Raw genomic sequence first — 15,311 nt, forward strand, 5'->3', positions numbered from 1 at the left:
ACTACTTGCCCTCCATCACATCTTTGATAGCAGCTTTAGCAGCAGCTAAACTGCTATCGTCAATTTCCATCATGTAGAGGTTACTATCTGGCATAGCGTATGAAGGAAGATCCGTGCGTCCAGTTCCCTTCAAATCTTGAGAGTTGACTTTGTAGTTCCCGCCACTCTCCAATTGAGTATTAACCAGATCCATCATGGTTTCCAAAGGCATATTGGTCTGAAGAGAATCTTGCAATCCCTTGATGATGTTATCGTAGTTTTTTAAAGCCTCAGTTGACGTCAACTTCTGAATAATAGCTATAATAACCTTTTGTTGGTTCCGACCACGATCTCGATCTCCATCTGCTAGAGAGTAGCGCTCACGAACAAAACCAAGAGCCTGCTCAGAGTCTAGATGGACATTCCCAACAGGATAATACTTCCCGTTAGTATGTGCTGTAAACTCCTGATCATTATAGACATCAACACCACCTAGAAGGTCAATCAATTTCAAGAAAGAAGTGAAGTTCAAGCGAACATAGTAGTTAATATCCACTCCATAGAGATTTTCCAAAGTATGAATTGATGAGTCCACTCCATAAATCCCAGCGTGAGTCAATTTATCCTTTTGATTATTTCCCCCATCCGCAATCGGAACATAGGAATCTCGAGGAGTTGTAGTGAGAAGAATTTTCTTGGTATCTCGGTTCACAGTCATTAGAATATTCACATCTGAACGCGAAACGGAACTAATCGGTCCATAGGTATCAATACCGCTCACATAAATATTGAAAGCTTTATTCTTCGATACCTTTGGTGCCGCAACATCCTTAGTTAGTTTTTTTGTATAGATTTTTTTGATTTTTGAAGCATAATCTGGATACTCTGCTTCGATGATATTTTCAAAAACACTATTTAAGACAATTGCTTTAGCTTCGCCAGAAAGCAGACTCTTATAAGCTGCTAGATAAGAAGCACTCTGTTCAACTGTCAAGTCTTTACTCTGTGTCGTCTTAATATCCGCCACCAACTTTTGGATATTATCATTATCTGTTTCAGTCGGACCTGTTACACTATCCAACTGAGTAACATTGTTGATTTCACTGTCTTTTAAAACGACCACACTCATCGAATACTCTGAGTAGTTTGAGGTCGCATTGATATGATTTGTAAAACCGACAAACTGTTGCAAAGCATAGAGAGAAACCGAGCTAACTACGATAGCAAGTGTCAAAAAGAAAGCCGTAAACTTCTCAGCTTTCTTATACACTATCAGAAGGATTGCAAGTACAGCAGAAATAAAAATAAGAACCGCAGTAAGAATATTGAGGTATCGAAAAGCTAGGATATTATGTTTGAAAATTAAGAACAACAAAAAACCACTCAATAATAAATAAATGGTTGATAAAACTATATTAATATTTCGTTTCACATTCCCTAAACGAGTTCTCTTTGAACGTCTACTCATGATAATCCCCTATACACGTTAATAGTTATAAATATTATATCACAATTATGATGGAAATTCCATCTATCCTTGCTATTTTCAGCATTTTCATTCGCTTTTATTCTCTTAAGCTGCTATAAAATATGGGCAAAGTTCCGAATGCCATTCTACACAAAAAGACAAGGCGCTCGGAGGCAACCTTGTCTGTAATCTTATTTCACGTGGTTTTCAAACTCTTTTTGGCTCTTTTCGATAGCTTTTTTACTTTCTTCTTCCCACTTAGCCTTGGCTTCGTCAAATTGTTTCTTGGTAACAGGGTCTTTTTGCAATCTCATGTACTTATAATTATTTCCGTCACCCTTGATTCCCACTAGGGAGTAGGCACGTGTAAACGGAGTAACTTTAGTTACAGAGGCTGTCCCACCATTTGACATAGCAGACATGACTAGAGAATTGTCAATCATCCAAGCTTGAGCTTCAGCGTATTTTTCATAACGCTTAGCGACATCTTTATTCTCAGCATCTGCTTCTTTCAGGAGTTGTGTATAGGTATCGAGCCCCAAACTCTTAATGAGCTCTTGGTCTTCCTTGGCATCAAGACCAAAAATCTTGAGATAGAAGCCAGTTTCAGCATTGAAGGGGTCTAGATAAGTTGATGGATCCTGGTAATCACCAACCCAACCATCAAAGTTTAGGTCGTAATCACGAGCTGCTGGGTTTGGTGCTAGGAAGGCAACATTTCCAAAGTCATCTGTAGAAAGCTGTTGAACATCAATGACGATATTGTCAGAACCTAGTACTGTTTCAAGGGTTTGTTTAACCGAGTTCATACCAGAAACCGCATTTTTATTTGTCTGATCAACAGGGACATCCAAATGGATTGGGAAAGTCACGCCTTGAGCTTCCAATTCCTTTTTAGCTTCCGCAAATTTTGCTTGGGCCTTTTCCTTGTTAAAGTATGCATCTTGAGCGTCTGCCAAATTGATACCTGACCACTCAGTTCCGTAGTTCACAAGCTTAGAAGCTGTTACTTCTCCAAAGGTCTTATCTCCCACCTGAACAAATGTTGGGGGAACCAGAGTATTACGAAGGGTTTTGCTCGCTGCTTCTTCACCGTTAGATTGAGCAGAGTAAGCTGTTCGATCAATACCAAAGTTGATAGCCTGACGGAAATTTTTATTTAAGATAGCTGTTTGAGCTGATTTCTTTTGTTCGTCCGTTGTTTTAGCGGTATGATTATAGGTTTTGCGGTTGACGTTAAAGTTAAAGTACCAAGATGTCTTGTCTTGTAAGCTATATACGATATTGTCTTGGTATTTTTCTTTTGTCTTAGCATAGTTTGAACTATTTGGATAGACTCCTGCAATCGAGTAAGCACCACTTTCAAAGTTTCGAATGGTCATCTCCTGATCTGACCCATCGAAATAGGCTAACTTAACTTTTTCAATGGTTACTTTGTCATGGTCATAATAGTGTGGATTCTTTACATATTCGATCGAAGATTTTGATGTAAAATCTTTTAACAGATAGGGACCATTATAAAGGATACTGTCTGGTGTCAAGGTACCAAAATCTTTATCCTTTGATTTCAAAAACTCTTCGTTTACTGGGAAAAGAATACTATTGGTTGTCTTAGAGTTCCAATAAGGTTCTGGTCGTGTCAAAGTGTACTCAACCGTATAGTCATCCAAGGCTTTGACACCAACAGTTGAAAAGTCATTGGTCACACCCGTCACATAGTCATTCAATCCCTTGATAGAGTTTTGGATGAGATCCATGGCTTGACCCTTGTTGTCAGCGGCATATTTGATTCCAGTGACAAAATCCTGAGCTTTGACTGAAGCATATTCCTCACCATCAGCCGTATACCACTTGGCATCTTTTCTAAGCTTGTAGGTATAGGTCAAACCATCTGCTGAAACAGACCAATCCTCCGCAAGAGCAGGCACGAGGTTCCCATAGCTGTCATTTTCTAGCAAACCATCTACGAGATTGGTAATAACGGCAGTGTTATCTGCATAATAATCTAGAAGGTAGTTAAAAGTTGTCGGATTCGCACTAAATGTTGATGAATAAGTGTTAGTATCTGTGTTGGACTGTCCACATGCAGAGAGCAAAATCCCTGTCGCTAAGACAAGACCTGTCCCGATTAGTCTTTTTTTCATTTTGATCATCATTCACTCCTTTATGTCACTTTTTATAACATAACCATATTTTATCAAATTTATTCAAAAATGTAAAGTTACTGCTTTTATGTCAACTGGTGTCTCAAAACAAAAAAGAAAGCACAGTTTCCTGCAACTTCCTTTTCTGTTTATAGATTACTTGACGTGTTTTTCAAGTTCTTTTTGGTATTTGGCATTTGTCTCGATTTTTTCTTGTTGCCATTTCTTGAAGGCTTCTTCATATTCTTTTGCAGTCACAACATCATTTTGTAACTCCAAACCTTTGAACACAAATGGGTCTCCCTTGATCCCGACTTGAGAGTAAGCTTTTGTGAATGGTACAGTACGGCTAACCGTTGGAGAACCACCTGAAGAAGCAACTGGGATTAAGAGCGAGCTGTCTGACACCCAAGCTTGAGCTTTAGCGTATTTTTCATAACGCTTATTAAGGTCGCTGGTTTCAGCTGCAGCATCATCCAGGAGTTTCTTGTATTCGTCCAGTCCAACTTGAGCCATCACTTCTGGATCTTTTCCGCGATTGATCCCCAAGTGTTTAAGGGCAGAACCCTTCTTAGCATCAAGAATGTTTAAGTAGGTAGCTGGGTCTTGATAGTCTGGTCCCCAACCAGTTCCGTTCAAGTCATAGTCTTTTTGAGATGGCACCTTGGCTTGAGACGTAATGCTAATTTTTTCATTATCTGTCATTTGAAGGACATCGACAATGACATTCTCTGTACCAAGTGATGATTCGATTGACTGCTTGAGTGAGTTGGTTTGTTGAACCGCGATTACATCTGTTTGTTCAACCGGGATATCCAAATGGATTGGGAAGGTAACCCCCTTGGCTTGCAATTCTTCTTTGGCTTTAGCAAAGGCTGCCTTAGCTTTTTCAGGACTGTAAATCGTATCCTTGCCATCTGTAAGGGCTACACCTTTCCACTGGTCTCCATATGAAACGAGCTCTGCCTGTGCCAACTCTCCAAAGGTCTTTTCACCTACTTGAACGTAGTCATGAGGCACTAGGCTGTTACGGATAATCTTGTTCGCGCCTTCTTCACCATTCAACTGAGCAGTATAAGAGTGACGGTCAAGGGCAAAGTTCAGCGCCTGACGGAAGTTCTTGTTAAGAAGAGCTTCTTTCGTTGATGTTTTTTGAGCCTCGTCTGTTTTGGCTGTTTTATTGTAAGATTGGCGGTTTACGTTAACAGTGAGGTAGTAGCTTGTCGCTTCTTGTGGACTGTAAACAATCTTATCGCCGTACTCTTGTTTAGTCGACTCAAAGTTTGAGCTTGTTGGGAAGAGACGGGCTGTTGTATAAGCACCTTGTGTAAAGCTACGAATCAAAGATTCTTGGTCTGATCCATCGTAGAAAGTTAGTTTAATATTGTCAATCTTAACATTGTCCTTATCCCAGTAGTTTGGATTCTTTTCATATTCAATGACTGATTTTGAAGTCAATGATTTCAAGAAATAAGGACCATTATATAGGATACCTGATGGGGTTGGTGCACCGTAGTCGCTCCCTTTAGAATTCAAAAATTCTTCATTAACTGGAAGCATGGTTGCAGTTGTGACCTTAGAGTTCCAGAAACTCTCTGGTTTGTTGAGCGTGTATTCTATCGTGTAATCATCAACAGCTTTAACTCCTACGGTAGAGAAATCATTGCTCTCACCACTAACATACTCTGCCAAACCTTTGATAGAATCCTGAATCAAAGAAAGGCCATCTGATTTCCCATCAGCAGCATGTTTAAGCCCAGTAACAAAGTCTTTGGCCTTAACTTCAGCGTATTCTTCACCATCAGAAGTATACCATTTTACACCCTTACGAAGTTTGTAGGTGTAAGTCAAACCATCCTTTGAAACAGACCAGTCTTCTGCAAGTGATGGAATTAAGTTCCCATACTTATCATTTTCCAAAAGACCATCAACAACGTTTGCTATAACGTCAGAGGTTGAGCTCTTGCTCGTCACACTATAGTCCAAAGAAGATGGATCCATAGCGTAGACATAAGAGAATGTCTTGGGAGCATCCGCCTTCTTTTCACTTTGCCCACAAGCAGTTAACAGTAGGGCCGCACTCAAAACAGCACCTGCTCCTAAGAGCCACTTTTTCGATTTCATAAGTAATCTCCTTAAAGATAGTGTTTTCACCATTATACCCTATTTTTTCATAAAAGCAAGAACTTTCGCCAGATTTTTTAGAAAATTCTAACAAATGCTTTTTAAAGGCTTTTTCTACATGATTTTTACCAAAAAGCAAAAAAAGTGGACGATTAGCCACTGGGAAAATCAAATTTTAACAGACATACCCGGAGATTCTGAACAAAAAAACATCCAAGAAAATATTCTTGAATGTCTGGAAAGATTAGGACTCCATTAACCTTTTCAATAGACTGGAATTGATGATATTATGGTCTCCTTATCTCAAATACTGCTGTATGAACCCACTCATTATGAATGTATAAGTCATTTTCTATCATCCTACTAAAGGTGAAGCCATTTTTTAAAAGCACCCTCTGAGAGGCTAGATTATCTCTTGCCGTTCCTGCAATGATTCTATTGAAACCATAAGTTGTGAAGGCCTTGTCTAAAACGAGTTTAACCGCTTCGCTAGCATAGCCTAAGTTACTAACATTTTCCCCAATCCTATACCCAAGCTCTGCTGTTTTTCGATTACCCTCTAAGACATTTAAATTGATTCTCCCGACCATAACCCCTTGCGAATCTCTAATAAGATGCATATAGACAGCACGATTCCTTTGTTCCGTTAACAATTCCCTTGTGATTTCTTTAAAACCTTCTGGATCAAAATAGTTAGCTGGTCTAGGAGGTAAATTTCGCTCAAAATACTCCCGATTTTCTTTTTCAAAAAAATAAACATCTAGACTATTTGCTTCAGACAATAGCTCTAAACTGATCATTACAAAACTTCCCTTCTCTTCTTAGTAAAAATATTGTGAGACTGACCTAGCCCTAGCAACTCCTACTCTAATTTTTGCAACAACTTTACAACTTGACGATTTTCAATCTTCACATAGTATACACCACTATCATTGACAAGTTTATCCTCTTTATACTTAGCAATTTTTACAGCATAAAGACCGCGTGGTAGGGGTTGGTTGGCAAAAAATTCTTTCATGAGCGCTTCAAGCTCTTTAAGATAGTCATCATACAAGAGATCTCTTTTTTCTTTTGGAACGAAATACTGAAATTCAAATGTTGGTATAAAAATCTCTTTTTGGAAAAGATATTGAGCATCCATTGGATACATCCCTTGCAGAGCTTGGCCCTTGCTTTGATTTTCCTCTAATACTTCATTATAAAGATAGATATTATCAGATTGGTTATTAAATTCAAAACCAATACCTTGATACTTCAAATCAGGCAGTTTAGGATCTTTGATTGAACTGTCCAAGCTTTTTAAAAATTCGCTGGTGCCTGGACTAACCTCAATCCCTAAATAGGCTAATTCTGGGAAAACATCATAAATTTTTTTACCATTTTTGTAATCAACCTCTGCATCTATCTTTCCATATGTTTCACTTTTCGAAAAGCGAGTATAGTATTTAAATCGAGTTTTAACCTGATAGGTTTTTCCAGCTATATTTTCACTATAGGTACCATGGATTATAAATCCTCCCACACTTGTATAGTTTTTCTCGTATTTTTCTAACTCAAACTGTCCTGTAAGACCGTAATTTTGATAAGAACGATGCACAGCTTGCTCAATCTCAGTTCGACTTGCATGGGCAAACAGCCCCCACATATCCATTAGAGAAAAAATCGGACTGAACACTGTGAAGATTACCATTGGGATCACTATGGATAAGCAACCTATTAATAGCCAATTTCTTTTCTTAGCGTTTCCTCCAGATTTTTTAGCAGTTTTCTGTTTCCTTTTCAAGATTAGAATGAGCAAAACCAAAATCCCTAATACTAATAAAACCAATCTACAATCTCCTTTTGATTTTGGACAGTTGTTAACAGGTGTATAGGAGACTGACAGAAATACTCGTCTCACCTGCTAACTTATCTTGAAATCCATAAACTCGTCTGAAACGAGGAGCAACCCTTGTCTCATTATACCATATGAGAGATACCGTAATAAGAAGAGAAAAGTAAAAAATGTCTTTGTTTATTATACTACAATATCAAAACAGCCCTTTCCTATAGAAACAAAGCTATATTTTGGTATCATAAATTTTGGCTTATAGCCACACAGACTTAGATGTATGATGGGAAAATAACTAAAAAAACGAGGAGTTTCTTTAATGTCAAAGTAGCTCCTCATTTTTGATTTCTATTTAAAGTATTGTGATATTTTCCAATAATCTTTACAGATAGGCTTTATTTTGTTACACCCCTTTTAATTGTTGTTGCATTTTCATCAAGCCAACGTTGATAAATTTCGGCGAACCGTTCTTCTTCTTCATCACTATAGCCTTTATAAACCACTTTATCTACATCATCACGATTGAAGTAAAACAACTGTTCTGGGTTTAGTCCCATTGGATAAAAAGCAGCAGAATAGTCAAACAAAACATTTTCACCATTCTGTTCTATGGTAACCCCACGATTGAGAATCATTAGTTTTTGACTCCCCTCTTTTAAATAAACAATTGTTCCAATTGGCAAAATAGACATTTTCTTGTTTTCCTTTCAATTTATAATTTCTTTAATTCTACAATACTATACGCCATCATATTAGCAGTCTTGAACTTTAAATGAATCATTCACCACCCAAACACTTTCTGAATTGATTTAATACCTGAATCAATGTCATTTCTAACTTCTCGGCATTCTGTATTTATAGCTCTTCAATTTCAGTTAATGTTAGTGTCTTATAATACTCTGGGATTTGTGGCATTCTCAGTATTACAAAAAACCACCACGAAATTATGCCATTTATAACCAGTATAGCACTTTCATAACCACTATTAAGTCCTATAAAAAAGGCTAAACAAACAGTATTAATTCCAAGAGTAATATACCACCAATCAATCATTCGTTTACCTTTGGGTTCAAAAACAAGTCGACAGCGCTTACTATTTTGGGGAATTCTTGATTCAAACTTTCCTACCGCACTTTTTTCATAAAAGACAGCCATAAGATAAGACAAAAATACAGAGAAAGCAAATATCACTATTTTCATTAAAATTTGCTGGTTGATTCCCCAGCTAATAAAGGCATCTTTCATCAGCCTATGAGAGAAGCCCACAAGTGGCTGAATCATGATCACTAGAGCAGTAGATGCACCTATTGGTGTCTTCGATTTTATTCTAAAACTATCATTGGATGGAGATAGTTCGACCATCTCAGCAGAAACCTCTTTAGGAAGTGAACCGAAGAAATAGGACTTACCTTTTATTGTAGTAGGATCTAAGATATAACTTTTATTCTTAAACTCAACGATTCTAAAAACTGCTATATTTGAATATTTAAATTTTAATTCCACATTTACCACTCAAATACTTTCTGAATTTTATTATAAGTTACATTATACCTTTTTCACTTCTTTAAATTCTAGGTATTTCTTTTGATAAGCATAAGTCAATGGAATAACGCCAGATTCAATCCAAATAAATAGATAGGCCAACAAACCATTCAACACTAGAATTGCAGCTTCTGTTCCATCATCTTCTCCCATATAAATAGAGAAAGCAATTGTATGTAAAATGAGAAATAGATAGGCATGGAATTGTCTTTTTTTCTTATTATTCTGAAAGATTATTTTAAACCTCTTCTTTTCCTGCGATAAACGACTTGAAATTTCCTTCCTTGATTTGATTAAAATACTTTGATAGACAATATAAGCTACCAAAATAGATATAGGAAATAAAGATACTTTTAAATATAGATTATGACTAATATCATAATATCTAAAAATTGATGTTACTACTCTATACAAAAGAAGGCTAAAACCAATAGATACCATACGCATTCCTGAAGGACCCATCTTAATTTTTTTATCAAAATTTTTATTCTGACTATCGAGTTCTATCAAATCAACTTCAAGAGTTTCAGGGGAAAGTCCCCAATAATAACTCTTTGGTGTTGTGGAGTTGGAATCAAGAACGTACTTTTTCTCTCCCATCTCTAACACATCAAAATAAGCAACATCTAATCCTCTAAAATTAATTTTCACATTTACCACCCAAACACTTTCTGAATTGATTTAATACCGGAATCAAATGCTTTGCCAACATCTGATATACTTTTATTAAGATTGTCACCCATCTCGTTTGCTATGGTCTTAATCCCCAAAAAGTTATGCTTATATGCTATGCTAGCTACAAATCCTACTGCTACAGTTCCCGCAATAGCCCATCCTATAGGAGTTGTTCCGAGCGCTATAGATGCAGCAAAAGCCATGGCAGACTCTGTACCAATTGCTGTAGCCGCTGCAATCGCCCCAGCTTGTAAACTAGCCACTCCTAATGCTGTCATTGCAGTCGTTGCTGCAGTGTGGGTAAAGGCACGTCCGGCATTCTCATTTTGTAGATTATTCAAAAAGTCCAACCCCATAAATACCGAACTGATCCCTGAAATGCCAAAAGATGAGTTGGTTCCTGGTATAGGGATATTAATTTCTGAAATCGTGAATTTCTTAAGTAGATTCGCAGCATTTGCTTTGAATAAAGCATCCGTATATCCTTTACTATCTGCAGAGTAGGTAATGTTTATATTACCAAACTTATCAGTAGTAGTAAAATACTTAAAGTACTCTGATAGTTTAGGATTCGTTGAACTTAACTTAGAAATCGTTTCTTTAGCAAGTTCTTCCAGAGATGTATCTCGGATAAGATCAAGCAACTCACCTAAATCGTTACTAGTAATATCACCATTAACTTTACTCTCGACATATTTTCGTACAGCATCTTTAACATTCTCTGGCAACTCTTTACCTGGATACCGTTTTCCATACTCTGCAATCGCTGTTATATCATTCGCATCTAATTCGGTTTCATTTTTAATTTTATCTACAACATTTTGATAATTTTGAACTACCTCAGAACGCTTCGTCCACTCATTATTAATATTCTTTGCCCAAGGAGCTTGTCCCTCAATTTTAAAAGTTCCATCAAACTTTCCAAAGTCACCTGTGACTTGTTCGAAACCTTGAAATACTAAGCTCTGTAGGCTTTCTGAATCCGAAAACTGGCCACTAGTCGAGCTCGCAAACGACTGCAATTTTTCTAATTTCTTTTGTAACTCATCTCTCTTACTCGTTGCATTTGAGATAATTTCTTGAACATTACTTTTATAAGTAGAATCGATGTTCTTTAAATCAGATAAACTGTTCAAAATAGCTTCTTGAGTTGAAATAGTTGTATTTTCCGCTTCAATTTGCTTTTGAAGTGTCTCCTCATCTAGACTTTCTTCACCGACTTGTGAATGGTAAAGAGTCGGTAGTTCACTCGCTTTTCCTCCCAGACTCTCTGAAAAGAGGATAACTCCTCTCACTAGGGGAACCATTATATTTTCCGCATAGGACTTAGCACTATCATAAGCTTTCCCTTTCAATTCTTCCTCTGAAATCAATTTATTAAAGGCAGTAATGACAGCGTTATAATAATTCACACGGCTACTTAATACCGTATTCGCTGTGCTACCCTGCGAGTCTGCTGATCCTATGTCTACTTTAATACCCATTTTTCCCCTCCTTCTGCGATTCAAGACGGCGTTGTTGGAAAAGAAGTTCCTCTTTTTCGCCCTCTAGTTTACTCATTGCTTTTTTTAATTCTTCTTTCCTCTCGGTGATAAAATCATCAAGTAGCTGTTCATTCCTCATTTATAAACAAATATAACTTTTGGAAGCAGTAAATTATCAGATGGAATTCGACTTACTCCTTCAATACTCCTACTTTTATATCTGTATAGAATTTCTCATCAATTGTTGTGGTAAAAAAGAAGGGAGGAGTCAACTCACAATGTCCCTGATAATAGATATAACCCGCCAAGAAGCTTATTCCCTCTGTCACTGACTCATCATCTGGTTCTAAAATTCTAGTTGAAACAGTATTTAAAACTTGAAACAGACTGTGATACAAAAAGTCTTCTGGCAAAGCACCTTCAATATACTCTTCTTCTACTGGGATAAACAGTTCCATCAACACATCTTGATTTTCTTCTAACTTGGAATTAATCGTATAAAAGAAAGGTCCTAGAAGCGTATATCCTGCTTTTCTTACTTCATCTAAAAAAGCGTTATAAGTGTCCGGCATCTCTTCTGGAGATACTGTGTAATACCTTGAGATAACATTTCTATATTGTATATCTTGGTATTCTCCCACGTTTTTAAATAGCATCTGAAATCTCCTTAATTGGGATATTAATTTCAACAAAGTGCTGTCCAAATATTGGCAAAATAGACAGAAAAACGGTATCTCCTTGCATTTCCAACCCCTCATCTTGAATATACTGCTTCATTTCTTCAATTTTTGGAAGGAAATGTTCATCAAATGGAGTTACATCAGAGACACACTGCTTAATAGTAAAATGTTCTAGATATTGAAATTCATCATTTCCTTCAATTGGAATGTTTGTCGGAATATAGACCTTAAACAAGGCTTCTCCTGGCTTTCCAAAAGTGCTCAAACAAGTTTCAATCGTCGTCGGACCATTTTTATAGACCCCTGTTTCAAATAATAATTTTTCACAACCTTCAATCAAATCTAGAAAAGAATCCATGGAAACTTTTTTCTCTGCATAAGCAATATTGCTGATATCTATTCTAATTAATTTCATTTTATTTTATTTCTCCTCTATAAATAAAGTTATTGGTGCTTTTCTTTTTCCAGCCAGTAAATACTCGTGCATACTCGAGCCAATAGTAGGGAAGACAGGCTATACTCGCTGCAACAAGGGGAGTAACTATATATATTCCTGGCAACATAAATAAACGTGCTATAATTACTACAATTGCTGAAATCAATAGGCAAATAACAGAAGGAAGAAATAAGAGATTCTTCCTATACTCACCATGCGGTAATTTCTTAGCTTTAGGAACAATTAATAACTGATAAACAAAGCTGAGTAGTTGAAAAATAAGACTCAGACCAATCAATACCATGAAGATAGACCAGTAATTCTTCCCCAAAAATATAGATCCCCAGAAGAGAAACTCAACATGAGAAATCAAAATAGAACTAGCTGGAAGCAATTGTAAGAATTTTGATTTGGAAAATTTTTGAAATAGCAAGAACATTGACAATAAAGCTACTGCATGATAAATAGTAATGTAAAAGATTATCATACTCACATCATGCATCTCATCTTTTATAAAAATAGATACTATAAATATTAGTAAAGTAAAAGCGACCTCCATTGCAAAAGCCCTTACATAATCAAAACGCTTTATAGGACTAGTATCCACAACTGCCATATTCAAAAACTCAACATACTTTTCTTTCATCTTATCCTCCTACAATTCCTGCCCACCATTTTTTCAAACCTTTAGAAAATCCAGTATGTTTATCTAGTTCATTTAAACCCCAGCTAATACCTCCTCCTACAACTGTTGTTATAGTACCTACCGCCAGAACTGATGCTGTAGCAGGAAGAAAAATTGTGGCTGCAGCAACTCCACCAACAGTAGCCAATGTCCCTATTCCTACATTCTTCAGAGTGTCAATTGTAACACCTCCAAATTGAGTAGTTATATATTTTCCGCTTCCAACTGTCATATTTTTACTAACAGCAATATCATGTGTTTCTCCCATTCCGTCTACAATATCCGCAACAGAAAATGCCACATTTGCAATCGCCATGCCTTTACCCAATTTGCCCATATTCTTAAAGCTATCCGATAACTTAATTCCTTCAGTAGGATGTATTGAGAATATGTTTGACAAACCAGCTGTTGCTGAGGAAAGTGCACCGTCTTTCCCAGCCTTAATGATATTAGGACGGAAAGGTTGCATCATATCCTCGTACTGACCTCGAATATTTGTTCCCTTATTTGTAGTAATCTTACTGTAATTGTGGCCTCGGTTTATACTATTACGACTGTAAAATTTATCATAGCCTAACAATTTATCTAGTTTTTGCCCAGCAGGTGTTGTACCATGATGAAATATTAAATTCCCTTTATTATCTTTTGAAATTCGAGAACCCAAATACATAACATTAGCAACATCAAAAACAGTTTTAGCTTTATTATATGTTTCGCTAACTTTACTATATGGAGAGTCATTAATTAACCTTAATAGTTCTGGTTTTGCCAATTCTGTTGGATACCGTTTCCCATACTCTGCAATCGCTGTTATATCATTCTCATCTAATTCGGTTTTATTTTCTATTTTATCTAAAACATTTTGATAATTTTGAATTACTTCAGAACGCTTCGTCCACTCATTATTAATATTCTTTGCCCAAGGAGCTTGTCCCTCTATTTTAAAAGTTCCATCAAACTTTCCAAAGTCACCTGTGACTTGTTCGAAACCTTGAAAAACTAAGCTCTGTAGGCTTTCTGAATCCGAAAACTGACCACTAGTTGAGCTCGCAAACGACTGTAACTTTTCTAATTTCTTTTGTAACTCGTCTCGCTTACTCGTTGCATTTGAGATAATTTCTTGAACATTACTTTTATAAGTAGAATCGATATTCTTTAAATCAGATAAACTGTTTAAAATAGCTTCTTGAGTCGAAATAGTTGTATTTTCTGCTTCAATTTGCTTTTGAAGTGTCTCCTCATCTAGACTTTCTTCACCGACTTGTGAACGGTAAAGAGTCGGTAGTTCACTCGCTTTTCCTCCTACACTCTCTGAAAATAGAATAACTCCTCTAAGTAGGGGAACCATTATATTTTCCGCATAGGATTTAGCGCTATCATAGGCTTTCCCTTTCAATTCTTCCTCTGTAATCAATTTATTAAAGGCAGTAATGACATCGTTATAATAAGTCACACGGCTACTTAATACCGTATTCGCTGTGCTACCCTGCGAATCTGCTGAACCTATGTCTACTTTAATCCCCATTCTTCTCCTCCTTTTGCGATTCAAGGCGGCGTTGTTGGAAAAGAAGTTCCTCTTTTTCGCCCTCTAGTTTACTCATTGCTTTTTTTAATTCTTCTTTCCTCTCGGTGATAAAATCATCAAGTAGCTGTTCATTCCTTTTTAACTTTTCTATATTTTCAAGACGATCCATCTCATCTTTAACTGATAACGGATAATAGCCTAATTCTCTATATGGGATGAAGTTCGATTGGCAAAGATCTATAATCTCCGTCGCAACGGAAAGAAACTGATTTCTTTCTTCTTCTAGCTTAGATAAATTTGTTTGAATCTGTTGAACACTACATTGAATATCTTCTAATTTTCTTTTCTCCATCCTCACTCCTTAAATAAATTATTTTGAGGAACAAATGACGGATTTGAGTATGGAGAAGGTAGACTGGTTGTCCCATTATTTGGATTATTCTGCCACATTGTACTCATATTCTCATCTACTACTTCAAATTCATTTGCGACACCATGAATTAGTTTTACGAATTCACTTATTTTCGATTGAATATTTTTAGCAATAGATGCCTCATTTATGATCAATCTTCTTCCTACCGTATTAGCGGTATAAGAGCTTGTCTTATCTCTAGTAACTGTACCGGCAGTTGTAATGCTATTGCTTGCTGATACAATTCCAGTTGCAATAGTACTTGCCTTACCTTTTTCACTTTTTACTTGTCCCATGTTCAATAACCTTTTCAATTATCCTTTCTA

The 15,311-nt window shown here is 36.5% G+C and carries 16 protein-coding genes; all 16 read right to left on the reverse strand.

All coding sequences use genetic code 11. The features are described 5' to 3' along the window. Position 1: 1 nt before the first annotated feature. The 16 genes from cpsA to B7714_RS09145 all read right to left on the reverse strand — a co-directional run bounded on the left by cpsA (position 2) and on the right by B7714_RS09145 (position 15,281). Positions 2-1,447, reverse strand: a complete 1,446-nt coding sequence (gene cpsA, locus B7714_RS09075; RefSeq protein WP_084860292.1) for an LCP family glycopolymer transferase CpsA — start codon at positions 1,445-1,447, stop codon at positions 2-4. 191 nt (positions 1,448-1,638) lie between these two features. Beyond that, positions 1,639-3,600 carry a peptide ABC transporter substrate-binding protein gene (locus B7714_RS09080; RefSeq protein ID WP_084860293.1) on the reverse strand — a complete coding sequence of 654 codons (1,962 nt, stop codon included), beginning with the start codon at positions 3,598-3,600 and terminating at the stop codon, positions 1,639-1,641. A gap of 147 nt (positions 3,601-3,747) precedes the next feature. Next, positions 3,748-5,715: a peptide ABC transporter substrate-binding protein gene (locus tag B7714_RS09085; protein ID WP_084860294.1), complete on the reverse strand. Its 1,968-nt coding sequence runs from the start codon at positions 5,713-5,715 to the stop codon at positions 3,748-3,750. Between the two features lie 287 nt (positions 5,716-6,002). Next, the gene (locus B7714_RS09090; RefSeq protein WP_084860295.1) at positions 6,003-6,515 is read right to left on the reverse strand and encodes a GNAT family N-acetyltransferase; all 513 of its coding nucleotides are present in this window, start codon (positions 6,513-6,515) and stop codon (positions 6,003-6,005) included. 62 nt (positions 6,516-6,577) lie between these two features. Then, positions 6,578-7,543, reverse strand: coding sequence for a hypothetical protein (locus B7714_RS09095; RefSeq protein WP_084860296.1), 966 nt, complete (start codon positions 7,541-7,543; stop codon positions 6,578-6,580). 398 nt (positions 7,544-7,941) lie between these two features. Then, the gene (locus B7714_RS09100) at positions 7,942-8,238 is read right to left on the reverse strand and encodes a DUF4176 domain-containing protein (RefSeq protein ID WP_084860297.1); all 297 of its coding nucleotides are present in this window, start codon (positions 8,236-8,238) and stop codon (positions 7,942-7,944) included. Between the two features lie 163 nt (positions 8,239-8,401). Next, the gene (locus B7714_RS09105; RefSeq protein ID WP_084860298.1) at positions 8,402-9,058 is read right to left on the reverse strand and encodes a DUF443 domain-containing protein; all 657 of its coding nucleotides are present in this window, start codon (positions 9,056-9,058) and stop codon (positions 8,402-8,404) included. 33 nt (positions 9,059-9,091) lie between these two features. Continuing rightward, a complete protein-coding gene (locus B7714_RS09110; protein WP_000248558.1) occupies positions 9,092-9,748 on the reverse strand; it encodes a DUF443 domain-containing protein in 657 nt (218 codons plus the stop codon). Then, entirely contained in the window at positions 9,742-11,247 is a 1,506-nt protein-coding gene (locus B7714_RS09115) for a T7SS effector LXG polymorphic toxin (protein WP_084860299.1), read from the reverse strand. Before B7714_RS09115 ends, B7714_RS09110 begins: the two co-directional genes overlap by 7 nt. After that, positions 11,237-11,386, reverse strand: coding sequence for a hypothetical protein (locus B7714_RS09870; RefSeq protein ID WP_158085970.1), 150 nt, complete (start codon positions 11,384-11,386; stop codon positions 11,237-11,239). Before B7714_RS09870 ends, B7714_RS09115 begins: the two co-directional genes overlap by 11 nt. 52 nt (positions 11,387-11,438) lie before the next feature. Beyond that, entirely contained in the window at positions 11,439-11,903 is a 465-nt protein-coding gene (locus tag B7714_RS09120; RefSeq protein WP_084860300.1) for a DUF5085 family protein, read from the reverse strand. Next, positions 11,893-12,342 (reverse strand): hypothetical protein, encoded by a 450-nt coding sequence (locus tag B7714_RS09125; protein WP_084860301.1) that lies wholly within the window; start codon positions 12,340-12,342, stop codon positions 11,893-11,895. The genes B7714_RS09120 and B7714_RS09125 overlap by 11 nt, the downstream gene beginning before the upstream one ends. A gap of 1 nt (position 12,343) precedes the next feature. Continuing rightward, positions 12,344-13,009 carry a lantibiotic ABC transporter permease gene (locus tag B7714_RS09130; protein WP_084860302.1) on the reverse strand — a complete coding sequence of 222 codons (666 nt, stop codon included), beginning with the start codon at positions 13,007-13,009 and terminating at the stop codon, positions 12,344-12,346. A 1-nt stretch (position 13,010) separates the two neighbouring features. Then, positions 13,011-14,573: a T7SS effector LXG polymorphic toxin gene (locus B7714_RS09135; RefSeq protein WP_084860303.1), complete on the reverse strand. Its 1,563-nt coding sequence runs from the start codon at positions 14,571-14,573 to the stop codon at positions 13,011-13,013. After that, a complete protein-coding gene (locus B7714_RS09140; protein ID WP_084860304.1) occupies positions 14,563-14,925 on the reverse strand; it encodes a coiled-coil domain-containing protein in 363 nt (120 codons plus the stop codon). The genes B7714_RS09135 and B7714_RS09140 overlap by 11 nt, the downstream gene beginning before the upstream one ends. A 2-nt stretch (positions 14,926-14,927) precedes the next feature. Further along, positions 14,928-15,281: a TIGR04197 family type VII secretion effector gene (locus tag B7714_RS09145; RefSeq protein WP_084860305.1), complete on the reverse strand. Its 354-nt coding sequence runs from the start codon at positions 15,279-15,281 to the stop codon at positions 14,928-14,930. Between the last annotated feature and the right edge of the window lie 30 nt (positions 15,282-15,311).

It is taken from the genome of Streptococcus oralis subsp. oralis (genome assembly GCF_002096595.1).
Classification (GTDB): domain Bacteria; phylum Bacillota; class Bacilli; order Lactobacillales; family Streptococcaceae; genus Streptococcus; species Streptococcus oralis_D.